22 protein-coding genes and 1 pseudogene are annotated in these 20,765 nt (G+C 67.1%); 10 read left to right on the forward strand and 13 right to left on the reverse strand.

Annotation, left to right across the window (positions count from 1 at the left end; all coding sequences use genetic code 11):
* Together NMD1_RS09790 and NMD1_RS09795 are read right to left on the reverse strand one after the other, a co-directional pair.
* Positions 1-276 (reverse strand): annotated as a pseudogene (locus NMD1_RS09790) (ABC transporter); the annotation flags it as partial.
* On the reverse strand, positions 261-1,706 hold the full coding sequence (locus tag NMD1_RS09795; protein WP_233497530.1) for an ATP-binding cassette domain-containing protein: 1,446 nt from the start codon (positions 1,704-1,706) through the stop codon (positions 261-263). The gene NMD1_RS09795 and the pseudogene NMD1_RS09790, both read right to left, overlap by 16 nt.
* Here NMD1_RS09795 and NMD1_RS21525 point away from each other — a divergent pair.
* The 5 genes from NMD1_RS21525 (at position 1,596) to NMD1_RS09815 (ending at position 5,367) form a co-directional block, all read left to right on the forward strand.
* Positions 1,596-1,868: a hypothetical protein gene (locus NMD1_RS21525; RefSeq protein ID WP_233497541.1), complete on the forward strand. Its 273-nt coding sequence runs from the start codon at positions 1,596-1,598 to the stop codon at positions 1,866-1,868. The genes NMD1_RS09795 and NMD1_RS21525 overlap by 111 nt on opposite strands.
* Positions 1,869-2,000: 132 nt before the next feature.
* A complete protein-coding gene (locus NMD1_RS09800; protein WP_125954585.1) occupies positions 2,001-3,572 on the forward strand; it encodes a cytochrome ubiquinol oxidase subunit I in 1,572 nt (523 codons plus the stop codon).
* A 12-nt stretch (positions 3,573-3,584) separates the two neighbouring features.
* Positions 3,585-4,733: a cytochrome d ubiquinol oxidase subunit II gene (cydB, locus tag NMD1_RS09805; protein WP_125954587.1), complete on the forward strand. Its 1,149-nt coding sequence runs from the start codon at positions 3,585-3,587 to the stop codon at positions 4,731-4,733.
* Positions 4,734-4,745: 12 nt separating this feature from the next.
* Positions 4,746-4,856 (forward strand): cytochrome bd-I oxidase subunit CydX, encoded by a 111-nt coding sequence (cydX, locus tag NMD1_RS09810; protein WP_124809957.1) that lies wholly within the window; start codon positions 4,746-4,748, stop codon positions 4,854-4,856.
* 169 nt (positions 4,857-5,025) lie between these two features.
* Positions 5,026-5,367, forward strand: coding sequence for a helix-turn-helix transcriptional regulator (locus NMD1_RS09815; RefSeq protein ID WP_124809956.1), 342 nt, complete (start codon positions 5,026-5,028; stop codon positions 5,365-5,367).
* 4 nt (positions 5,368-5,371) lie between these two features.
* On the opposite strand, the gene NMD1_RS09820 is transcribed toward NMD1_RS09815, so the two are convergent.
* From NMD1_RS09820 to NMD1_RS09830, 3 genes are all read right to left on the reverse strand, one after another.
* A complete protein-coding gene (locus NMD1_RS09820; RefSeq protein ID WP_124809955.1) occupies positions 5,372-5,980 on the reverse strand; it encodes an HNH endonuclease in 609 nt (202 codons plus the stop codon).
* Between the two features lie 248 nt (positions 5,981-6,228).
* On the reverse strand, positions 6,229-7,674 hold the full coding sequence (locus tag NMD1_RS09825; RefSeq protein ID WP_125954589.1) for a M20/M25/M40 family metallo-hydrolase: 1,446 nt from the start codon (positions 7,672-7,674) through the stop codon (positions 6,229-6,231).
* 40 nt (positions 7,675-7,714) lie between these two features.
* Positions 7,715-9,148, reverse strand: a complete 1,434-nt coding sequence (locus NMD1_RS09830) for a M20/M25/M40 family metallo-hydrolase (RefSeq protein WP_125954591.1) — start codon at positions 9,146-9,148, stop codon at positions 7,715-7,717.
* A 203-nt stretch (positions 9,149-9,351) separates the two neighbouring features.
* On the opposite strand from NMD1_RS09830, the gene gyrB reads away from it, so the two are divergent.
* From gyrB to recQ, 3 genes are all read left to right on the forward strand, one after another.
* Positions 9,352-11,859, forward strand: coding sequence for a DNA topoisomerase (ATP-hydrolyzing) subunit B (gene gyrB / locus NMD1_RS09835; RefSeq protein ID WP_125954593.1), 2,508 nt, complete (start codon positions 9,352-9,354; stop codon positions 11,857-11,859).
* Positions 11,860-11,863: 4 nt separating this feature from the next.
* Complete coding sequence (locus NMD1_RS09840) at positions 11,864-12,109, forward strand: hypothetical protein (RefSeq protein ID WP_125954595.1); 246 nt, start codon at positions 11,864-11,866, stop codon at positions 12,107-12,109.
* Positions 12,110-12,343: 234 nt separating this feature from the next.
* Positions 12,344-14,095 (forward strand): DNA helicase RecQ, encoded by a 1,752-nt coding sequence (gene recQ / locus NMD1_RS09845; protein WP_125954768.1) that lies wholly within the window; start codon positions 12,344-12,346, stop codon positions 14,093-14,095.
* Here recQ and NMD1_RS09850 read toward each other — a convergent pair.
* Both NMD1_RS09850 and NMD1_RS09855 read right to left on the reverse strand, forming a co-directional pair.
* The gene (locus NMD1_RS09850) at positions 14,079-15,071 is read right to left on the reverse strand and encodes a TerC family protein (protein ID WP_125954597.1); all 993 of its coding nucleotides are present in this window, start codon (positions 15,069-15,071) and stop codon (positions 14,079-14,081) included. The two genes, recQ and NMD1_RS09850, sit on opposite strands and share 17 nt — an antisense overlap.
* A 14-nt stretch (positions 15,072-15,085) precedes the next feature.
* Positions 15,086-15,265: a DUF465 domain-containing protein gene (locus tag NMD1_RS09855; RefSeq protein ID WP_124809949.1), complete on the reverse strand. Its 180-nt coding sequence runs from the start codon at positions 15,263-15,265 to the stop codon at positions 15,086-15,088.
* A 300-nt stretch (positions 15,266-15,565) separates the two neighbouring features.
* Here NMD1_RS09855 and NMD1_RS09860 point away from each other — a divergent pair, with 300 nt between their 5' ends.
* Both NMD1_RS09860 and NMD1_RS09865 read left to right on the forward strand, forming a co-directional pair.
* Positions 15,566-15,913 carry a hypothetical protein gene (locus NMD1_RS09860; RefSeq protein WP_124809948.1) on the forward strand — a complete coding sequence of 116 codons (348 nt, stop codon included), beginning with the start codon at positions 15,566-15,568 and terminating at the stop codon, positions 15,911-15,913.
* A gap of 56 nt (positions 15,914-15,969) precedes the next feature.
* On the forward strand, positions 15,970-16,269 hold the full coding sequence (locus tag NMD1_RS09865) for a hypothetical protein (RefSeq protein ID WP_125954599.1): 300 nt from the start codon (positions 15,970-15,972) through the stop codon (positions 16,267-16,269).
* Between the two features lie 34 nt (positions 16,270-16,303).
* Here NMD1_RS09865 and ribA read toward each other — a convergent pair whose 3' ends face one another.
* The 6 genes from ribA to NMD1_RS09895 all read right to left on the reverse strand — a co-directional run bounded on the left by ribA (position 16,304) and on the right by NMD1_RS09895 (position 20,722).
* Positions 16,304-17,368 (reverse strand): GTP cyclohydrolase II, encoded by a 1,065-nt coding sequence (gene ribA, locus NMD1_RS09870; RefSeq protein WP_233497500.1) that lies wholly within the window; start codon positions 17,366-17,368, stop codon positions 16,304-16,306.
* Entirely contained in the window at positions 17,365-18,156 is a 792-nt protein-coding gene (locus NMD1_RS09875) for an exodeoxyribonuclease III (RefSeq protein WP_125954603.1), read from the reverse strand. The genes ribA and NMD1_RS09875 overlap by 4 nt, the downstream gene beginning before the upstream one ends.
* 371 nt (positions 18,157-18,527) lie before the next feature.
* Positions 18,528-19,211, reverse strand: a complete 684-nt coding sequence (locus NMD1_RS09880) for an outer membrane lipoprotein carrier protein LolA (RefSeq protein WP_375600799.1) — start codon at positions 19,209-19,211, stop codon at positions 18,528-18,530.
* A gap of 83 nt (positions 19,212-19,294) precedes the next feature.
* Positions 19,295-19,462 (reverse strand): 50S ribosomal protein L33, encoded by a 168-nt coding sequence (rpmG, locus tag NMD1_RS09885; RefSeq protein WP_124809944.1) that lies wholly within the window; start codon positions 19,460-19,462, stop codon positions 19,295-19,297.
* Positions 19,463-19,573: 111 nt separating this feature from the next.
* Positions 19,574-20,353: a polyphosphate kinase 2 gene (gene ppk2 / locus NMD1_RS09890; protein WP_125954605.1), complete on the reverse strand. Its 780-nt coding sequence runs from the start codon at positions 20,351-20,353 to the stop codon at positions 19,574-19,576.
* A gap of 102 nt (positions 20,354-20,455) precedes the next feature.
* Positions 20,456-20,722: a GlsB/YeaQ/YmgE family stress response membrane protein gene (locus tag NMD1_RS09895; RefSeq protein ID WP_124809942.1), complete on the reverse strand. Its 267-nt coding sequence runs from the start codon at positions 20,720-20,722 to the stop codon at positions 20,456-20,458.
* Positions 20,723-20,765: the final 43 nt, after the last annotated feature.

The following is a 20,765-nucleotide window of genomic DNA, read 5'->3' on the forward strand; positions in this document are numbered from 1 at the left end:
CTTGTGGCCCAGCAGCCGCTCGCCATAGCGCGTGGCGGTGCGGGTGATCGCCAAGCCCCGGATCGCCGCACTGGGCAGCAGGTAGTTGAACGCCTGCACCGCCGCGATGCCACCCAGCCCGGCGATCGCCGCGCCCGCCAGGAACCAGCCCGACAGCGCCAGCAGTGTTACGCCGGCCGCCGCGGCCAGCACGGCGCAAAGCATGGCCAGGCGCAGCGTGGCGCGCTGGGGCCGGGCGGCTTCGGTCAGCAAGGTGTCGATCAGGAGAGGCGGCATGTGGACCCCGCTATGGCGATGAGGTCGGCGTCGTGCGTGGCGGCGATGACAAGGCGGCGCGCGGCCTGATCGGCCAGGATCGCGCGGATCGCGCGCGCGGTGTCGGCATCGAGATCGGCGGTCGGTTCGTCCAGCAGCAGGATGGGGCGGCCGCTGAGGATGGCACGGGCGAGCCCCATGCGGCGGCGTTCCCCGCCCGAAAGTCCGCTGCCGCGATGATCGAGCGGCGCGTCCAGCCCGCCGCGCGATCCAATCATCGTGCCGAGCCCCAGCCGCCCCAGCAGGATCAGCGTGGCGGCTTCGTCGAGCGGCGTGTCGGTCATCACCAGATTGTCGCGCAGGGTGCCGGGCACGAGCGCGACGCTTTGCCCCGCCCAGCCGATCGCCGGATTGAGCGCGCCGGGCGCGAAGGGCGTTCCGTCGCGCGCGAGGGTGCCTTGTTCGACCGGGACATGGCCGATCAGCGCCAGCAGCAGCGAGGACTTGCCCGCGCCGGTGGGGCCGGTGATCGCGTGGAAGCCGGGGCCGCGCCAGTCCGCGTCGGGCACCGTGATGGCCGCGCCTTCGGGATGGCGCAGCACCAGCCCGCGCGTGGCCAGCATGGTTGCTGCGGAGGGGATGGCCTGCGTTGCCACCGGGGCCGGCATCCGCGCGCGCTCTGCGGCGATCGCGGCCAGCGCGGCTTCGCCGGTCTGCTTGTCGTGATAGGCGGCGGCAAGGCGGCGCATCCCCAGGTAGAACTCGGGTGCGAGCGCGAGGACGAAGAAGGCGCGCGTCAGGGTCAGGTTTTCCGGCGCGGGAAAGGGCAGCAGGCCCAGCAGCGAAAAGCCGCAATAGACCGCCACCAGCGCGACCGAGAGCGCCGCGAAGAATTCCAGCACCGCGCTCGACAGGAAAGCGATGCGCAGCACGGCCAGCGTGCGCCGCGCGACATCGGTGGACGCCGTGCCCAAGTGCGCGGCCACGCGCGCCTCCGCCCCGAACGCAAGAATCGCCGGCAGCGTGCGGACGCGGTCGACGAACAGGCCCGAAAGCCGGGACAGCGCCTGGTGCTGGGCATCGGCGGCGCGGCGCGCGGCCGATCCGGCGAGCGCCATGGCCAGGCCGAACGGCGCCAGTGTTATCAGCATGATGCCGGCGGCGATCATGCTTGCAGGCGCGGCCGCAAGCGCGATAAGAAAGGGCGAAATGGCTGCCGCCAGACGCAAGGGGGAGAAGCGCGCGGTGAGACCTTCTGTCACATCGACCGCGTCCACGGCGAGGTGTAGGTCCTCGCCGACAAGGCGTGCGCGTTGCAGCCTTGTCGGAAGGAGCGCGCGGTGGAGATCCTGTCGCACCATTCGTTTTTCCGCATTGGCGGCGATTTGCCCGCTGATGCGGGCGCGGGCGACAGCGAAGGCGCGCAACGCTCCACCCGCGAGCAGGAGCAAGACCCATACCAAAGCATGATGTCCTTCCGCCCGCCGGCCCACGATGATGGCCAGCGCAAGGGCAACGGCCACTGCGCCCGCGCTGTCCAGAAGCCACCAGGCGCCGGCGCGACCCGCGCCGCGGCGTTTTCTTTCAGGCATTTGGGAAATCGCGCTGCTTGACATATTCGTAAAGTCTTATATTAGTAAATATTGTAATTGATCAAGGGTTTGAGTCAAACCTCCGGCGCCGGCCCAGTGGCACCAACCATGCCGCCCCGCAATCTGCCGGCCAATTAACGGGGAACATGCCAGATGGATATGGCAGTCGTAGAGCTTTCCCGCCTTCAGTTCGCGCTGACGGCCATGTACCACTTCCTTTTCGTGCCGCTTACGCTTGGCCTTTCGTTCATGCTCGTCATCATGGAGAGCATCTACGTGATGACCGGGCGGGAGATCTGGCGCGTCGTCACGCGCTTCTGGGGCAAGCTGTTCGGAATCAATTTCGTGCTGGGTGTGGCCACGGGCCTTACCATGGAATTCGAGTTCGGCACGAACTGGTCGTACTATTCCCACTACGTTGGAGACATCTTCGGCGCGCCGCTGGCGATCGAGGGGCTGATGGCCTTCTTCCTCGAAGCGACGTTTGTGGGCCTGATGTTCTTCGGCTGGGACCGGCTGTCGAAGATCGGGCACCTGCTGGTGACGTTCCTGACCGCGCTGGGCACCAACCTTTCCGCGCTGTGGATCCTGATCGCCAACGGCTGGATGCAGAACCCGGTGGGCGCGACGTTCAATCCCGACACGATGCGCATGGAAGTGACCGACTTCTATACGGTGCTGTTCAATCCGGTGGCGCAGGCCAAGTTCGTCCACACCGTCAGCGCGGGCTATGTCTGCGCCTCGGTCTTCGTGATGGGCATTTCGGCGTGGTACCTGCTCAAGGGCAAGTGGACCAACATCGCCCGCCGGTCGATGATGGTGGCGGCCGCGTTCGGCCTTGCCTCGTCGCTGTCGGTCGTCGTGCTGGGCGACGAATCGGGTTACGCCCTTACCGACAACCAGAAGATGAAGCTCGCCGCGATCGAATCGATGTGGCACACCGAACCGGCGCCGGCCGGGCTCTCGCTGTTCGGCATCCCCGACATGCAGGCGCAGGAAACGCGGTTCGACATCAAGGTCCCCTATGTCCTCGGCCTGATCTCCACGCGCAGCCTGACGGGCGAGGTGACCGGCATCAACGAACTGGTGCTGCGCGCCGACCAGCGCATCCACAGCGGGTTGATCGCCTATGACGCGGTGGAGAAGCTGAAGGCCGACCGGAACGACATCGCCGCGCGCGCAACGTTCGAGAATCACAAGGCTGATCTCGGCTATGCCCTGCTGCTCAAGCGGCATCTGGCCGATCCGCGCCAGGCGAGTGACGCGCAGATACTCAAGGCCGCGTGGGACACCGTGCCCAATGTGCCGGTGATGTTCTGGCTGTTCCGATTCATGGCGGGGCTGGGCTTCTTCTTCATCGCCTTCTTCGCGGCGGCCTTCTGGTGCGCATCGGTCTGCCAGTTCAACCGCACATGGTTCCTGCGCGTGGCGGTGGCGATCATTCCGCTGCCGTGGCTGGCGATCGAGTTCGGCTGGGTGCTGGCGGAAATCGGCCGTCAGCCGTGGGCGGTGGACGGCGTGCTGCCGACCTTCCTTGGCGCATCCTCGCTGACGGTCGCGCAGGTCTGGGCGACGATCGCCGGCTTCACGCTGCTCTACGGCACGCTGGCGGTGATCGAGGTGCGGCTGATGCTGGCGTCGATCCGCAAGGGACCGGTCGAACATCACGCGCCGGCTGCGCAGCACGGCATGAACGGCGGCTTCGCGCCGCTGCCGGCGGAATAAGGAGACAGGCGCATGGGTATCCCGCTCGACTATGAAACGCTGCGCCTGATCTGGTGGGTGCTGCTGGGCACGCTGCTGATCGGCTTCGCGCTGACCGACGGTTATGACCTTGGCGTGGCGGCGCTGCTGCCGTTCGTCGGCAAGGACGACGAGGAGCGCCGGCTGGTCATTAACGCGGTGGCGCCGCACTGGGAAGGCCATCAGGTATGGCTGATCCTGGGCGGCGGCGCGATCTTCGCCGCCTGGCCGTTCGTCTACGCCGTGAGCTTCTCCGGCTTCTACCTCGCCATGTTCCTGGTGCTGGCGTCGCTGATCCTGCGACCGGTAGCGTTCAAGTACCGCTCCAAGAAGCCCGATGCGGGCTGGCGCGCGCGGTGGGACTGGGCGCTGTTCATCGGCGGCTTCGTGCCCGCGCTGGTATTCGGCGTGGCCGTGGGCAACGTCCTGGCCGGCGCGCCGTTTCGGCTGGATAGCGACTTGCGCGTAACCTACGAAGGCACGTTGCTGGGCCTGTTCACGCCCTTCACGCTGCTCACCGGCCTGCTGTCGGTGACGATGGTCGTGCTCCACGGCGCGGGTTGGCTGGCGGTGAAGATCGAGGACGGCCCGGTGATGGAACGCGCGCGGCGGATCGGCACCTGGGCGGCAATCGGCTCGATCGTGTTGTTCGCGGCGGGTGGGTTGATCGTGGCCAAGGGCGGACTGGGTTTCCGCCTGGACGGGTTGATCGACGCCGCCGGGCCTTCCAATCCGCGCTTTTCCAGCGCGGCGGCGGCGCCCGGCGCATGGCTGGCCAATTACGGTGCGCATCCCTGGATGCTGGTCGCGCCGCTGCTGGGCCTTGGTGGTCCGGCGATCGCGCTGGCGGGCATCCGCGGGCGCAGTTCCGTGCTGAACCTGATCGGGTCCGCGCTGGCGACGGTGGGCATCATCGCCACCGTCGGCCTGTCGATGTTCCCGTTCATCCTGCCCAGTTCGATCGATCCGCGATCGAGCCTGACGGTGTGGAACGCCTCGTCGAGCCACCTCACGCTGTTCGTCATGCTGCTGGTGACGGTGATTCTCCTGCCGATCGTGCTGGCCTATACAAGCTGGGTCATGAGCGTGCTGTTCGGCCGCGTGACGATCGAGGATGTCCGCACCAACCCCGATTTCTACTGAGGATACGGACCGATGTGGTATTTTTCGTGGATTCTCGGCCTGGGCCTGGCGCTGGCCTTTGGCATCATCAACGGCATGTGGCACGAATTCAACTCGCCGATCGACGACGATCCGGCGATCTGACGCGATCAACCGATCCGGACCCTGCCGGGACTGTCATGGTCCCGCGCGCTGGGGGCGGGGGCCTGTGCGGCTTCCCGCCCCTTCTTTTGACCGATCAGGCGGATTTTGGTGTGTTTGTGCCGGTGGCGGGGCTTGTGTGGCGTCGCGAAACACTTACGTCACGGAAGTCATGAAGCCAGCAGACCTCTCCGACCTGAAGGCCAACGCCAACCGTATGGCCCAGCGGCTCAAGATCATGAGCCATCCCGAACGGCTGCTCATGCTGTGCCGGATGGACGAGGGCGAGGTATCGGTGAACGAGCTGGTCGCGCTGACCGGCCTGTCGCAATCGGCCGTGTCGCAGCATCTCGCCATGCTGCGCGAGGAAGGCGTGGTGGCAATCCGTGGCGAGGCGCAGACCCGGTTCTACAGCCTGAAGGACCCGGTGGTCCGCGCGATCATCCATGCCTTGTGCATCATCTGCGATCAGCAGGGCGACAGCGGGCGGGATGCGGGGCAGGCGGCGGCCTGAACCTTCAGCTTTCCAGTTCAACGTCCCAGTACAGCCAGTCGCGCCAGCTTGCGTGCAGGTAGTTGGGCGGGAACGCCCGGCCCTTTTCCTGCAATTGCCAGGTGGTGGGCCGGATCGGTTCCTCCATCAGCCGCATGTGGGCCTGCTTCGGCGTCCGCCCGCCCTTGCGCAGGTTGCACGGCGCACAGGCGGTCGACACGTTTTCCCAGGTGGTGCGGCCGCCCAGGCGGCGGGGTACCACGTGATCGAACGTCAGCTGGTCCGGGCTGCCGCAATACTGGCACACGAACCGGTCGCGCAGGAACAGGTTGAAGCGGGTGAAGGCCGGAAACTCGCTGGGCCGCACGTACTGGCGCAGCGCGATCACGGAAGGGATCTTCATGTCCAGCGAAGGGCTGTGCACCTCGCGGTCATACGTGGCGATGATGTCCACCCGCTCCAGGAACACGGCCTTGATCGCGGTCTGCCACGGCCACAGGCTGAGCGGATAGTAGCTCAAGGGGGTGTAATCGGCATTGAGGACAAGCGCGGGGCAACCCGACAGGTTCCGCGCGGCATCGCCGCTATGGGGCCTGGCCGCAGCCGCCCGCTCTATCAACGCGGTATGAAGCATGCTCCGGCGCGTCTCCCGCAAACCTGCCTTGCCGGCTCCGGTTCGGCGAACCAGGGCCTGCCAGAGCGGGCAGCGGCAGCAGGAGGAATGCCCGCCTGCGTGGGTATGTGGAAAATCTGCGTGACCGCTTCGTGACGCATGCCAGCCAAGGAACACGGCAGGGCGGGATGCGTCAAGAGCCTTGTCCCCGCGCTATCCACAGCTTGTCCCGCAGGGAGGGCGCCGGGCAGCGTCGGGTGGCGCTGCCTTCAGCCGGCATAGGCCTTGATCAGATCGAACAGGAAATCGCGGCCGACGAACAGCGAGCGCACCTCGATCCTTTCGTTCAAGCCATGGGCGCCGTTGCCGTCGGGATCACCCCACATGCCGGGAACGCCATAGGTCGGGATGCCCACGGCGCCCAGGAATGTGGAATCGGTATAGCCGTTGGCCATCACCGGCACGAGCGGGACGCCGGGGAAATACTTCGCCACCAGCTTGCGCGCCGGATCGATCACCTTGGGCGATAAGGGCGGCGGGGGTGGCGAGGGGCGCAGCGGCGCCAGCGCGGTGACGGTCACGCCGGGATCGCCGATGATCGCGGCCAGTTCGCCCCGGATCGCTTCGACCGAATGGCCGGGAAAGATACGGCAGTTGATATTGGCGCCGGCGCGCTGGGGCAGCGCGTTGCGGGCATGGCCGCCATCCAGCATCGTGGCGACGCAGGTCGTGCGCAGGTTCGAATGCAGGAACGGGTCGGTATTGACCACCGCTTCCGCCGCCTTGTCCGCCGGGTTGGCCGCGAGCGCGACCATCGCCTTGCCGATGGCATCGTTGCGCGCCGTGCCCGCCGCGCGGAAATAGGCGCGTGTGGTATCGGTGAATTCCACCGGAAATTCATGTGCTTCCACCCGGTCGAGCGCGTGGACGAGCTGGTAGATCGCGTTGTCCGGCCGGGGCACCGAACTATGGCCGCCGGGATTGCGCGTTTCCAGCCGGTAGTTGCCGAAGGTCTTTTCGCCGACCTGGATGGTCTGCTCCACCACCTTGCCCCCGGCGGCCACGGCGCGTCCGTCGGTGGTGCCGCCGCCGCCCTCGTTCAGCGCGAATTCGGCATCGATCAGGTCGCGCCGGTTGGCGGCGAGCCATTCCGCGCCGTTGAACGCGCCGTTGGTCTCCTCGCCGCAGGTGAGCGCGATCTTGACCGTGCGGGCGGGCTTGTAGCCGCTTTCCCGGAAGCGGATCAGCGTATCGACCAGCATCGCCGCCATCGATTTCACGTCGCCCGTGCCGCGCCCATAGAAGTAGCCGTCTTCCTCGACCAGCTTGAAGGGATCGCGCTCCCAGTCCTCGCGCTTGGCCTCCACCACGTCGATATGGGCGATCGCGAGCAGCGGCTTCAGCGTCTTCGACGTGCCGGGATAGACCGCGACGAGGCCGCCGTCCTTGGGGTGTTCGGGCGTGCTGAACAGCGTGATCTGGCTTTCGGGCAGCCCGGCCGCGCGCAAGTGGGCGGCCATGCGCTCGGCCGCGAGCGTGCAGCTGCCCGCTGAAAGCGTGGTGTTGGTTTCGATTAATTCGCGGAACAGGTCGCGGAACCGTACCTGGTCCGGCCGCAGTGGCGCTTCCGCCGCCTGCGCGCCGGTCGATGCCATCAGCAGCCCCGCCAGGGCCAGCCCGGCCACCCTGGAGCGCCATCCGGATCGCTTCGTCATCGTTCCTCCCCCTGCTTGCCCGCTCATGCCCGCGTTGCCCTCAGCCTGCGTAGGCCTTGACCAGATCGGTCAGGAAATCGCGGCCGGTATAGACGGCCTTGGCGCGCATCCGCTCGTTGAGGCCGTGCGCGCCGTTGCCGTCGGGATCGCCATAGAGGCCCGGCGGGCCATAGGACGGAATCCCCACCGCTTCGAGGTAGATGCCGTCGGTGGCGCCGGTGGACATCACCGGGACCAGCGGTACGCCCGGATAGTACTTCGCCACCAGCTTCTCGGCCGGACCCAGGATCTGCGGAGTCAGCGGCGGCGCCTTGGGCAGCGGGCCGCGATCGTCGATCTTGGTCACCGTCATGCGCGGATCGGCGATCACGTCGGTCAGCGTCTTCTGCACGGCTTCGAACGAGACGCCGGGGAAAATGCGGCAGTTGACCATGGCCGCCGCGCGCTGCGGCAGCGCGTTGTTGGCGTGGCCGCCTTCGAGCAGCGTGGCGACGCAGGTCGTGCGCAGCATCGAATGGAACGAGCGGTCGGTGTTGAGCGTGGCTTCGGCCTGCTTGTCGGCCGGATTGGCCACGATCGCCAGCATCGCCTTGCCGATCGCGTCGTTGCGCGTGGCGCCCAGCTTCGCGAAATAGCCGCGCGTGGTATCGTTCAGCATCAGCGGGAATTCGTAGTCGCGCAGCTTCACCAGCGCGTCCGACAGTTCGTAGATCGCGTTGTCGCGGATCGGTATCGAACTGTGGCCGCCGGGATTGGTCGCCTCGATCTTGAAGTTGGCGACGACCTTTTCGCCGACGTGCAGGTTCTGCTGGATCACCTTGCCTTCGGGCGATCCGTCGGTGCGGCCGCCGCCGCCTTCGTTCAGCGCGAATTCGGCGTCGATCAGGTCGCGCCGGTTCTCCGCCAGCCAGCGCACCCCGTTGAACGCCCAGCTCGTCTCCTCGCCGCAGGTCAGCGCCAGCTTGAGCGTGCGTTTGGGACGATAGCCTTCGCTCTTGAAGCGCGTCAGCATGTCGACCCAGATGGCGTCCATCGCCTTCATGTCGGCCACGCCGCGGCCATAGAAATAGCCGTTTTCCTCGATGAACTGGTAGGGATCGCGGGTCCAGTCCTCGCGCTTGGCGACGACCACGTCGAGATGGCCAAGCAGGAGGATGGGCTTGAGCGTCTTCGAACTGCCCGGCAGCACCACGACCAGCCCGCCTTCCTTGGGATGATCGGGCACGGCGAAGCGGGTGATCTGCGTGTCGGCGAAGCCGGCGGCCTTGAGATGGCCTTCGATCTTGTCGGCCAGCGCGGTGCAGCTGCCGGTGGTGATCGACGTGTCGGTCTCCACGAATTCCTTGTAGAGTTCGCGGAACTTCGCCTGATCGGCGCGCAGTGGTGCGGGCGCGTCGGCCGCGTGGGCGGCTGGTGTCATGAGTGTGGCGGCAAGCAGGCTGGCGGCCAGGGCGCCAAAGCGGAACGAACGCATTCCTATCCCCTGAAAAAGCGTTTCCATGGCGCCCGTTTCAGCATCATTCCCGGCCCTTGGGAAGCGGCCCGGCAATGCCTTTTTCGCGCGCGCGGTGCCGATCGCGGCAAACCGTGCGGATTTGTGACCATTCCTTGTGGAAAATCCCCCGCATCAGGGCTCTTTCGCTTGGGCTTGGGCGCGGCTCTGCCTATATGCTCGGTATGGCCAGCTCTTCAGAAAACACCCCGAACACCAATTCCTACGGCGCGGATTCGATCAAGGTCCTCAAGGGTCTTGATGCGGTCCGCAAGCGGCCGGGGATGTACATCGGCGATACCGACGACGGGTCGGGCCTGCACCACATGGTGTTCGAGGTTTCCGACAACGCGATCGACGAGGCGCTGGCCGGGCATTGCGACCTGGTGCTGATCGAGCTGAACCCGGACGGATCGGTCTCGGTCGAGGACAACGGGCGCGGCATCCCCACCGGCATCCACGCCGAAGAGGGCGTGTCGGCGGCCGAGGTCATCATGACCCAGCTGCACGCCGGCGGAAAGTTCGAGAACACCAGCGACGATAACGCCTACAAGGTTTCGGGCGGCCTCCATGGCGTCGGCGTCTCGGTGGTCAACGCGCTGTCGGAATGGCTGGAACTCACCATCTGGCGCGACGGCGAGGAACACTGGATGAAGTTCGCCCATGGCGATGCGGTCGCGCCGCTGGCGGTGCGCGGGCCGGCGCCCGAAGGCAAGAAGGGCACGCGCGTGACCTTCCTCGCCTCGGACGAGACGTTCAAGAACGTCACCGTCTATGATTTCGAAAAGCTCGAACACCGCTACCGCGAACTGGCGTTCCTCAATTCGGGCGTGCGCATCCTGCTGCGCGACAAGCGCGGCGAGGAGGTCAAGGAGCACGACCTTTTCTACGAGGGCGGCATCGCGGCCTTCGTGCGCTATCTCGATCGCAACAAGGTGGCTCTGCTTCCCGATCCGATCGCGATCTCCGCGCAGCGCGACGGCATCGGCATCGATGTCGCGCTCGAATGGAACGACAGCTACTACGAAAACGTGCTGTGCTTCACCAACAACATCCCGCAGCGCGATGGCGGCACGCACCTGGCGGCGTTCCGCGCGGCGCTGACGCGCACGCTCAACGGCTATGCCGAAAAATCGGGCATGCTGAAGAAGGAAAAGGTCAGCCTGACCGGCGACGACATGCGCGAAGGGCTGACGGCGATCGTCTCGGTCAAGCTGCCCGACCCCAAGTTCTCCTCGCAGACCAAGGACAAGCTGGTCAGCTCGGAAGTGCGCCAGCCGCTCGAAAGCCTGATGGGTGACAAGATGAGCGAGTGGCTGGAGGAAAACCCGGCCCACGCCAAGGCGGTGATCCAGAAGATCATCGACGCCGCCGCCGCGCGCGAGGCGGCCAAGCGCGCCCGCGAACTGACGCGGCGCAAGGGCGCGATGGACATCGCCAGCCTGCCCGGCAAGCTGGCCGACTGTCAGGAGCGCGATCCCAGCAAGTGCGAACTGTTCCTGGTCGAAGGGGATTCGGCCGGCGGTTCGGCCAAGCAGGGGCGTGACCGGCACTACCAGGCGATCCTGCCGCTCAAGGGCAAGATCCTGAACGTGGAGCGCGCCCGGTTCGACCGGATCATCTCGTCCAAGGAAGTGGGCACGCTGATCCAGGCGATGGGCACCGGCATCCGCGACGAGTTCAATCTCGAAAAGCTGCGCTACCACAAGATCGTCATCATGACCGACGCCGACGTCGACGGTGCCCATATCCGCACGCTATTGCTGACGTTCTTCCACCGCCAGATGCCCGACATCATCCGTGCCGGGCACCTCTTCATCGCCCAGCCGCCGCTCTACAAGGTCGCCAAGGGCCGGTCGGAAGTCTATCTCAAGGACAATGCCGCGCTCGATCGCTACCTGATCGAAGCGGGGCTGGCCGGGCGCGTGCTGGAAACCGCCGGCGGCGCGCGGGGCGGCGTGGAACTCGATGCGCTGGTCGAACACGCGCTGCGGATGCGCAACCTGATGGCCTTCGTGCCGCGCCGCTACGATCCGGCGATCATCGAGGCGCTGGCGCTGGCCGGAGCGCTCGATCCCGATTTGTCCGCCGATGCCCGCGTCGAAGCGCTGGCGCGCACGGCCCGCTGGCTGGACCGGGGCGATACCGAAGCACGCTGGAGCGCGGGGCTTTCGGAAGAAGGTGGCTATCACATCCAGCGCCAGTGGCGCGGGGTGACCGACCACCACATCATCGAGCCGGGCTTCCTGACCAGCGCCGAAGCGCGCAAGCTGGCGCGGCTGACGGCCGAAACCGCCGAGGTCTATTCCGCCACCGCGCGGCTGGTGCGCGCCTCCGCCGCCGCGGTTGAACCGGAACCGGCCGTCACCGCCGACGAGAGCGAGCAGGAAGCGGCCAAGCCGCGCGCCGAGCCGAAGGACGCGATCACGCGCCCGTCCGAGCTGCTCGATGCGGTGCTGGCTGGCGGCCGCAAGGGTCTGTCGATCCAGCGCTACAAGGGGCTGGGCGAAATGAACGCCGAGCAACTCTGGGAAACCACGCTCGATCCGGACAACCGCTCGCTGCTGCAGGTCAAGGTGGAAGACGCCGACGTGACCGACGAGATCTTCACCCGCCTGATGGGCGACATCGTCGAACCGCGCCGCGATTTCATCCAGGAAAACGCGCTCAACGTCGCCAATCTGGACGTCTGATCCGATGCTCACATCCAGCATTCCGTGGGATCAGGCGGCCACGATGATCGACCTGGAAGGGCGCGCGCCGATCATCGGCACGATCCGCGACTGCGCGATGCATTACACGCTCTACAAGCCCCACGCCCGCACCCAGGCGCGCGTGCTGCTGACCGTGCCGGTGCACCGCGAAGGCCGCGCCACGCGGACGTGGGTGCTCGATCCGGACGAGATCGCGCAGCTGGCGGACTGGCTGGCGGCGAAGCAGTAATCCTGCGGCGGTCGCGCCGTCTTTTTCCCATGGCAGGCGGCCGCGCGCAGGTTCCCTGCGGCCCGTTCCTCTGCCATAGCGGCGGGCGTGACCTTGCCTGACGAACCCCATACCTATTCCTACTACGCCGAAGAGGACGAGCGGGACTTCACCGACCCCGGCCTGTTCTTTCCCGAAGCCGCGTCCGCTGCGTCAGCCCCGCCTGCCCCCGTCTGGGCCGATCCGGCCGAGGCACTGCACGCGGTGTTCGGGTTTTCGGCGTTCCGGGGCGTGCAGGAACAGGTTGTGGCGCGCGTGCTGGCGGGGCAATCGACGCTGGCGGTGATGCCCACCGGCGCGGGCAAGTCGCTGACCTACCAGTTGCCGGCCGTGATGATGGCGGGCACGTGCGTCGTCGTGTCGCCGCTGATCGCGCTGATGCACGATCAGTTGCGCTCGGCCACGGCCAACGGCATCCGCGCGGCGGCGTTGACCAGCGTCGATACCGACCGGGGGCAGACCATCGACCGCTTCCTCTCGGGCGATCTCGATCTGCTCTACGTGGCGCCCGAACGCGCCAGCCAGCCGCATTTCCGCGAATTGCTGACGCAGGGCCGCGTGGCGCTGTTCGCCATCGACGAGGCGCATTGCGTATCCGAATGGGGGCACGATTTCCGCCCCGATTATCGGCTGCTGCGGCCGATGATGGACATGTTCCCGGCAGTGCCGCGCCTGGCGCTGACCGCCACGGCCGACCGGCACACGCGCGCCGACATCCTCGAACAGCTCGGCATCGCCGAAGACGGGCTGATCGTGGCGGGGTTCGACCGGCCGAACATCCGCTATGCCATCACCCCGCGCGACAATCCGCTGCGCCAGCTTACCCGCCTGATGGCGGAGCAGCCGGGGCCGGGCATCGTCTATGCCCCCACCCGCGCCGGGGTGGAGCGGCTGGCGGAGCAGCTTTCGGGGCAGGGGCGGCCGGTGCTGCCCTATCACGCCGGCCTGCCGCCCGAAGTGCGCGCCGCCAACCAGGCCGCCTTCGTCGCCAGCGAGGACATGGTGATGGTGGCGACGGTCGCCTTCGGCATGGGCATCGACAAGCCGGACGTGCGCTTCGTCGCCCATGCCGCGCTGCCCAAGTCGGTCGAGGGCTATTACCAGGAGACCGGGCGCGCCGGGCGCGATGGCGATCCGTCGGTGGCGCTGCTGCTGTGGGGCGCCGACGATTTCCTGCGCGCGCGCCAGCGGATCGGCGAAGTCGAGGAACACCGCCGCGCCAGCGAGCGCCAGCGTCTGGATGCCATGGCCGGGCTGGTCGAGGCCGGCGGGGGCCGCCGCGCGGTGCTGCTGCGCCACTTCGGCGAGGACCCGCCGCCGACCTGCGGCAATTGCGACAACTGCCTGTCTCCGCCCGCGCAGACCGATGCCACCGAACTGGCGCGCAAGTTCCTGTCCGCCGTCTATCGCACGGGGCAGAGCTTCGGCTTCGGGCATATCGAGAAAGTGCTGACCGGCCGCGCCGATGAACGGGTGACCGCGCGCGGGCACGATCAGCTGTCGGTCTTCGGCATCGTGCCGGCGGAGGACGCGCCGTTGCTGCGTGTGCTATCGCGGGCCTTGCAGGCGCGCGGCAGCCTTGTCGCCACCGAGCATGGCGGGCTGGCGCTGGGCGGCGATGCGCGCGAAATCCTGAAGGGCGATGTGCGCGTCGACCTGATCCTGCCGCCGCGTCAGGAAGGCGGCGGCCGGCGGCGCAAGGGGGCGGCCGGTGCCGCGCTCAACCCGGTGGGCGATCCGCTGTTCGACGCGCTGCGCGCGCTGCGCCGCGATCTGGCGCAGGAACAGGGCGTGCCGCCCTATGTGATTTTCCACGATTCGGTGCTGCGCGAGATGGCGGCAACCCGCCCCGCCAACCGCGCCGAACTGGGCGGGATCGGCGGGGGGGGGGCGCGCAAGCTCGACGCCTATGGCGAGCAGTTCCTCGAGGTCATTCGGCAGCATTGAGCGCAGGTTGCGCGCTGCGCGTATTCCAAAGCGAATAGAGGACGCCCGCCGCGATCAGGCCGAAGGTCACGCCCAGGCTGGCCAGCGGCGGAAACTTCGCGCCGCCCAGCAGGAAGTCGGACACGAAGATCTTGGCGCCGATGAACACCAGCACCGCCGCCAGCGAGACCTTGAGGTACTGGAAGCGGTCGACCATCGCCGAGAGCGCGAAATAGAGCGCGCGCAGGCCCAGCACCGCCATGATGTTCGAGGTATAGACGATGAAGGGGTCGGTGGTGATCGCGAAGATCGCCGGCACGCTGTCCACTGCGAACACCAGATCGGCGACGTTGATGACCACCAGCGCCAGGAACAGCGGCGTCGCGGCCAGCACCAGCCGGCCGGTGCGGCGATCGGGCACGCGCACGAAGAAGCGCTGGCCATGGAGCGCGGGTGTCACGCGCATATGGCGGCTGATCCAGCGCACGGCGGGGTTGTTGGCCACGTCGGGTTCGTGATCGCCGCCCAGCAGCATCTTCACGCCGGTGAAGATCAGGAAGGCGGCGAAAAGATAGAGCACCCAATAGGCTTCGGAGACCAGCGCCGCCCCCGCCGCGATCATCGCGCCGCGCAGCACGATCACGCCGATGATGCCCCACAGCAGCGCGCGGTACTGGTACTTCGCCGGAATCGCGAAGGTGCCGAAGATCAGGCCGATGACGAAGACGTTGTCGATCGACAGCGCCTTTTCGATGAAGAACCCGGTGTACCAGGCCATGCCGGAACCGGCGCCCTTTTCGGCCCAGACCCAGGCGCCGAAGAGCAGGGCGATGGTGATGTAGAAGGCGGTCAGCCGCAGCGATTCGCCGATGCCCATGGCCCGGTCGTCCTTGTGCAGCACGCCAAGGTCGAAAGCGGTGAGCGCGATGACCAGGCCGGCGAAGACGAGCCACAACCAGGCCGGAGTGCCCAGCCAGTCCGCGAACAGAATTTCCATGGTCGCTCTCCGCCTTAGCCGTGCAGGGCGATGCGGCGGCGCATCAGGCGGCCAAGGCGCTGGCGCAGCGCCAGCTTGGCGCGTGTCAGGCGCAGGATTGCCAGCGGATCGGGCCAGCGGCGGCGGCGCTCGGCGCGCAGCGCCTCGTCGATCTGCTGGTGGCGCTCCATCAGGCGGAAGGTAATGTCGGACATCGTTTGCTCCTCGATCGAAACGGTTGATTCGATCGGGCGCACCGAAGCCCTGCGGTCCATGGGCGGGAAATGGGAAGGAACCCGGACCGGCAGGCATCGGTGTCACCCGATGCGGTCCGACATCGCAAGGCGGCTGCCCGAATGGGCCAGCGCGCCAAGCCAGAGGGGCCCGGTCCCGCAATCTCTTTATGGACCGAATCGCTCCGGATTTCAAGTCCCCGGCTGGGCAAGGGTGAGGGCGGGGCGCCGAAACCGGCCCGCGCGCTTGCCGTTCGCGCGCCCAATCCCTACGTTGGCCGGGTGCTGAGCCGGCTTCCTTCTCGGCTGGCGGCGCGGTTCTGGGCCGCGCTGCTGGTCCTGACCGTGGCGTTCCATGCGGTCACGCCTTTCGAGGCGCCGCTGGTCGTGCGCAGCGGATCGGCGTTCAGCGCGGCCACGGCGGAAGTCGCCATCGCGCCCGCGCGCAAGACCGCGGTCGAGCGCCACGTCGTGCAGATCGCGCCGGTGCTGCCGACGGTGTCGGCCGTCGTCTTGCCGGCGATGCCGCTGGTTGCGGCGATTCCCCATGCCTGGCCCGACCAGACCGGCCCGCCGCTTCCCGCGCCGCTGGCGCGCAAGATCGCGCCACGAGGTCCGCCCACCCCCTGATGTGCCACCGCGCCCCACGTTCGGGCGCAGACTTCACGCATATCAGGAATACCGACATGACCATTCAGGAAAGCAGCCCCGCTGCTCTCGCCCGTCGCGCGCATATCGAGGCGCTGCTGGCGGCCTACCCCGACGTATCCACCGAGGAGCACGGCGTGCTCGTCTCCTATTTCCGGCGCGAGGCCAATGCGCTCGACATCGGCATGATCGCCAGCAATCCCGCCATCGCCAGCGGCTATGCCCGGTTCCGCGGCGATCATATCGACCGGTTCACGCTGAAGGACGTGATGAAGGGCGTCGCCGGCGCGGCCGTGCTGGTGCTGTGCGTCGGCCTGATCATGTTCCGGGCGCTGTAGCGGGACGCAGGCAGGCGGCGCGCAGCCGCCTGCCTTACCGCAGCAGGTGGCCGGTGCGGTCGCGCTTGGTGGCGAGGTAGCGTTCGTTGTGCGGGTTGGCGGGCAACTGGTGCGCCACGCGCTCCTCCACGTCCACGCCCAGTCCCTGCAGCGCGGCGACCTTGCCGGGATTGTTGGTCATCAGCCGGATCGTGGTGACGCCCAGCAGATCGAGCATCCGCGCCGCCACAGGAAAGTCGCGCGCCTCGCTGGGCAGGCCAAGCCGCTCGTTGGCGTCCACGGTGTCGAAGCCCTGGTCCTGCAGTTCGTAGGCGCGCAGCTTGTTGATCAGGCCGATGCCGCGCCCTTCCTGGCGCAGATAGAGCAGCACGCCCCAGCCGCCGGCGTTGGCTTCCTCCGCCATGCGCGCCAGCGCGGCGTCGAGCTGAGGGCCGCAATCGCACTTCAGGCTGCCCAGCACGTCGCCGGTCAGGCATTCGCTGTGCAGGCGGACCAGCGGCACGCGCTCGCCGCTCTGCGTGCCGAGAATCAGCGCGACGTGTTCGCGCAGGTCGTCGCGCGCGCGGAACGCCACAATCTCGGCGTGTTCGCAGGCGTGAACCGGCAGGCGCGCGCGCGCCTGGATGGTCAGGTTGAGCGGGTCCTTGAACGCCGCGAGGTCGGCGGCGGAGACCGTGACCGCCGGTTCCACTCCCGTCGCCACCAGAAAGGCGGGGAGGATGCCGGCCAGCCGCGCCAGTTCCATCGCGGTGACGGCGGCTGCGTGCGCCGCGATCGGCAGGGCGCGGAACGGGCCGCGCAGCGGGCGGTCCAGATCGAGCGAGGGATCGGCCAGCTCGCGCGCACTGAGCTGGGTGAACGGGTCGGCGCCGTGGATCAGCACCGGGGCCTCGGGCACGGCCGCCTCGCGCTGGTTGGCGAGCTTCAGCGTGGCCGCGCGGGCGGCGGATATCAGCAGGTTCGCGGCATAGACGCCGGGCTGGACAAAGCCGGTTTCCGCCGGGAGCAGGTCCAGCGCGCCATCATCGGCGGTGACGCGCACGGCCCAGCCATGGCGCAGCGCATCCAGCGCGCGCGCAACCGTGCGCGTATCGCTCACAGGTCGAACCCGGTCACCAGCGGAATGTGGTCCGAAGGCTGGTCCCACTTGCGCGTTTCCTCGACGAAGCGGTGGCTCGTCGATTGCCCGGCAAGATCGGGCGAGGCCCACATATGGTCGAGCCGACGGCCCTGATCCTTGTTGCGCCAGTACGAACGATAGCTCCACCAGCTGTAGTTCCGCTCTGGCGCGGGGATATGCTTGCGGCCCAGGTCGATCCAGCCGTGCGCGTCGCGGAAGCGGCCCAGCGTTTCGACCTCGATCGGGGTGTGGCTGACCACCTTGAGCAGCGCCTTGTGGCTGTAAACGTCCGATTCGAGCGGGGCGATGTTGAAATCGCCGACGATCAGCGTGGGCCGGTCCACCTTGTCCGCCCAGCGCGTCATCCGTTCGAGGAAATCGAGCTTCTGCCCGAACTTGGGGTTGAGTTCACGGTCCGGAATGTCGCCGCCCGCCGGGATATAGACGTTTTCCAGCAACATCCCCTGGCCGGGCCCGAGCAGTTCCACGCCCACATGGCGCGCCTCGCCATTGTCCTGCCAGTCGTGCCGGCCGATCTCGCGGAAGGGAACGCGGCTGACTGTGGCGACGCCGTGGTAGCCCTTCTGCCCATGCACCGCGCGATGGGTATAGCCCAGCCGTTCGAACATTTCGTGCGGGAACAGTTCCTCGGCGGTCTTGATTTCCTGGAGGCACAGGACGTCGGGCGCCTGTTCGGCCAGGAAGCGCTCGACCTGATCGATGCGCAGGCGGACGGAATTGATGTTCCAGGTAGCGATAGAGACCATGGCCAAGGCTTTAGGTGCAGGCCGGTAGCCGGTGCAAGCCCGAAGCGCTGTCTCGTGATCGCTGCCTGAAGGGGCAAGGAAAAACCCTCGCCCCGGGGGCATTGGGGGCGAGGGTTCCATCTGCGTTCGTCACGCTTAGACGCGGCGGCTTTTCGAAGGCCGGGCAACAGGGGGGAAACCCGCCTCGACCGCCTCGTCTGAACCCGTTCTAGGACCGCCGCGCTTGCTGGCGGATGAACGGAAACGACAAGTTTGTCGCAGCTTGTCGCGTGCCGCGCACAGGTTGTTGCCGAAGCGTCGCGTGCCGGCGACGAACGGCCGGAACGCCCGTCCGGTAAAGAACGGGTCGCCGGGATCGCGGGCAGACCGCGTCAGTGCTTGGGCGAGTTGGGACGCGGATCGTTCCAGCGGAACGTGTTTTCCGGCACATCGATGCCGTATTGCTGGCCCGACAGGCGCACGGTGGTTCGCTTGTTCTGCGAATCGAGCGCAACCCAGCTGTCGAGTTCGAGTCCGCCCGGCGCGGAAGCCTTGCGAATGAAGATCAGCGTGATCGTGCCGTATTCGGGGTGGCGCGTGTCGCGCACCTCGATGCTGACCACGCTGGAATGGTTGGTCGGTATCAGCCGCGCAAAGCGGGCGACATCCTTGCTGGGATCGAGCAACGCGCCCAGCGGGCTGTTGCGGATCGGCCAGCGCTGGACCTGCCGCACCTCGTAGTCGATCAGCGTCAGCGCGCGCCCGTCCGAAACGATCAGCAAAGGCACGCCGCGTTCGTACTGGAAGCGGATCTTGCCCGGGCGCTTCATCGTCATCACGCCGGACAGCGATTGGCCGGACCGGTCGGTCTGGACGAAGTTGGCGCGCATCGTGGTGATCGCGCGCAGCGCATCCACCGCACGGTCGACGTCGTTGGCGGGAGCCGGCGCGGGCGCGTTCTGCGCCGCGAGCGGGGCCGGCGCCATCACGGCGCCAAGGCCAGCGGACGCCATCGCGGAAACCGCGACGGCGTGCATCAGGCGGGATCGGCCGGGAAGGCGGAAGAGATCAAGCATCGTGTTCATCGCCGTTTGTTGCAGGACCGGCGTTGAACTCGCCGTGAACCGGGAAGGTTCCGGCGAACGGTAGGCGGAACGCCTTACTTGATCTTGGCTTCCTTGAATTCGACGTGCTTGCGCGCCACCGGATCGTACTTGCGGAAGCTGAACTTCTCGGTGCTGTTGCGGGGATTCTTCTTGGTGACATAGAAGAAGCCGGTGTCGGCGGTCGAGACCAGACGAATCTTGACGGTGGTGGGCTTTGCCATGGCTCTAACAATCCTGAACTAGCTTGCGCGCGCGTGCTGAAAACTATTGCGGCGGCGCGTTGCCACGCCGCCTTCGCAGGGCGCGGGCGTTGGGGGAGAATCACGCGAAAGTCAAGCCTTGGGATAAGGGTGCAGCGGTTCCACCAGACCGAAGCGTTCCTTGAGCGGCTTGTCCTTCAGCGGCGGCAGATCGAGCGGCGGCACATCCACGCGGGTATCGGGCATACGGTCCAGCAGGTTGCGGATCACGGTCAGCCTGCCCCGGCGCTGGTCGTTGAAGTCCACAAGCGTCCACGGCGATTCGGGCGTGTGGGTGGCGGCCAGCATCGCCTCACGCGCTTCGGTGTAGGCCGCGTACTTGCCGCGCGCCTCCAGATCGACCGGGGAGAGCTTCCAGCGTTTCATCGGATCGTCGCGGCGCTCGGCAAAGCGCCGTTCCTGTTCCTCCTGATCGCAGGTCAGCCAGTATTTGAACAGCAGCAGGCCGTCCGTCACCAGCAGCTTCTCGAACGCGGGCGCCTGCGCCAGGAACGCGCGCACCTGATCCTCGCTGGCATAGCCCATCACGCGCTCCACACCGGCACGGTTGTACCAGCTGCGGTCGAACAGCACGATCTCCCCGGCGGCGGGGAGGTTGGCGATATAGCGCTGGAAGTACCACTGGCCCTGTTCGCGCTCGGTTGGCTTGGGCAGCGCCACGGCGCGGCATTGGCGGGGGTTGAGCCGCTGGAGTATGGCGTGGATCACGCCGGTCTTACCCGCAGTGTCGCGCCCTTCGAAGATCACCAGCACGCGCGCGCCGGTCTTTGCTACCCAGCGCGCCATGCAGGTCAGTTCCTCCTGCATGGGTTCCAGCAGGTCTTCGTAGTCCTTCTTCTTCAGTTCACCCATGGAGCCCGTGCCTGTGCGATTCGAACGGAGGGTGAGCGTGCACGAAAAAGGGGCAGCCCGCGAGTGGCCGCCCCTTTCTCTCGGGATTCCAATTCGTAGCGTTCAGCGAACCGAACCGCGCCGCACCAGATTGACGATCGCCAGCAGGATCACCGCGCCGAGGAACGACACGATAAGGCTGCCCGCCGAAATGCCCTGGGTGATGCTGCCGCCGCCGATGAAGGGCGTGAGCAGAAACCCGCCGAGCATGGCGCCGACGATGCCGACCACGATATTGAGGAAGATACCCTGCTGTGCGTCGGTGCGCATCACGATGCTGGCCAGCCAGCCCAGAATGCCACCCACGATGAGAAGGACGATGATACCCATGTTCCGGACATCCCCATTGTTGCCTTGATGCCTTTCACAATCC

The sequence above is a fragment of the Novosphingobium sp. MD-1 genome, assembly GCF_001014975.1.
In the GTDB taxonomy this organism is placed as follows: Bacteria; Pseudomonadota; Alphaproteobacteria; order Sphingomonadales; family Sphingomonadaceae; genus Novosphingobium.

Bases quoted from the DNA above. Each gene is read 5' to 3' on its own strand.
- NMD1_RS09800 (WP_125954585.1), top strand. From the start codon at position 2,001: ATGGATATGGCAGTCGTAGAGCTTTCCCGCCTTCAGTTCGCGCTGACG.
- cydB (WP_125954587.1), top strand. From the start codon at position 3,585: ATGGGTATCCCGCTCGACTATGAAACGCTGCGCCTGATCTGGTGGGTG.
- cydX (WP_124809957.1), top strand. From the start codon at position 4,746: ATGTGGTATTTTTCGTGGATTCTCGGCCTGGGCCTGGCGCTGGCCTTT.
- NMD1_RS09815 (WP_124809956.1), top strand. From the start codon at position 5,026: ATGAAGCCAGCAGACCTCTCCGACCTGAAGGCCAACGCCAACCGTATG.
- NMD1_RS09820 (WP_124809955.1), bottom strand. From the start codon at position 5,980: ATGCTTCATACCGCGTTGATAGAGCGGGCGGCTGCGGCCAGGCCCCAT.
- NMD1_RS09825 (WP_125954589.1), bottom strand. From the start codon at position 7,674: ATGACGAAGCGATCCGGATGGCGCTCCAGGGTGGCCGGGCTGGCCCTG.
- NMD1_RS09830 (WP_125954591.1), bottom strand. From the start codon at position 9,148: ATGCGTTCGTTCCGCTTTGGCGCCCTGGCCGCCAGCCTGCTTGCCGCC.
- gyrB (WP_125954593.1), top strand. From the start codon at position 9,352: ATGGCCAGCTCTTCAGAAAACACCCCGAACACCAATTCCTACGGCGCG.
- NMD1_RS09840 (WP_125954595.1), top strand. From the start codon at position 11,864: ATGCTCACATCCAGCATTCCGTGGGATCAGGCGGCCACGATGATCGAC.
- NMD1_RS09850 (WP_125954597.1), bottom strand. From the start codon at position 15,071: ATGGAAATTCTGTTCGCGGACTGGCTGGGCACTCCGGCCTGGTTGTGG.
- NMD1_RS09855 (WP_124809949.1), bottom strand. From the start codon at position 15,265: ATGTCCGACATTACCTTCCGCCTGATGGAGCGCCACCAGCAGATCGAC.
- NMD1_RS09865 (WP_125954599.1), top strand. From the start codon at position 15,970: ATGACCATTCAGGAAAGCAGCCCCGCTGCTCTCGCCCGTCGCGCGCAT.
- NMD1_RS09875 (WP_125954603.1), bottom strand. From the start codon at position 18,156: ATGGTCTCTATCGCTACCTGGAACATCAATTCCGTCCGCCTGCGCATC.
- NMD1_RS09880 (WP_375600799.1), bottom strand. From the start codon at position 19,211: ATGCTTGATCTCTTCCGCCTTCCCGGCCGATCCCGCCTGATGCACGCC.
- rpmG (WP_124809944.1), bottom strand. From the start codon at position 19,462: ATGGCAAAGCCCACCACCGTCAAGATTCGTCTGGTCTCGACCGCCGAC.
- ppk2 (WP_125954605.1), bottom strand. From the start codon at position 20,353: ATGGGTGAACTGAAGAAGAAGGACTACGAAGACCTGCTGGAACCCATG.
- NMD1_RS09895 (WP_124809942.1), bottom strand. From the start codon at position 20,722: ATGGGTATCATCGTCCTTCTCATCGTGGGTGGCATTCTGGGCTGGCTG.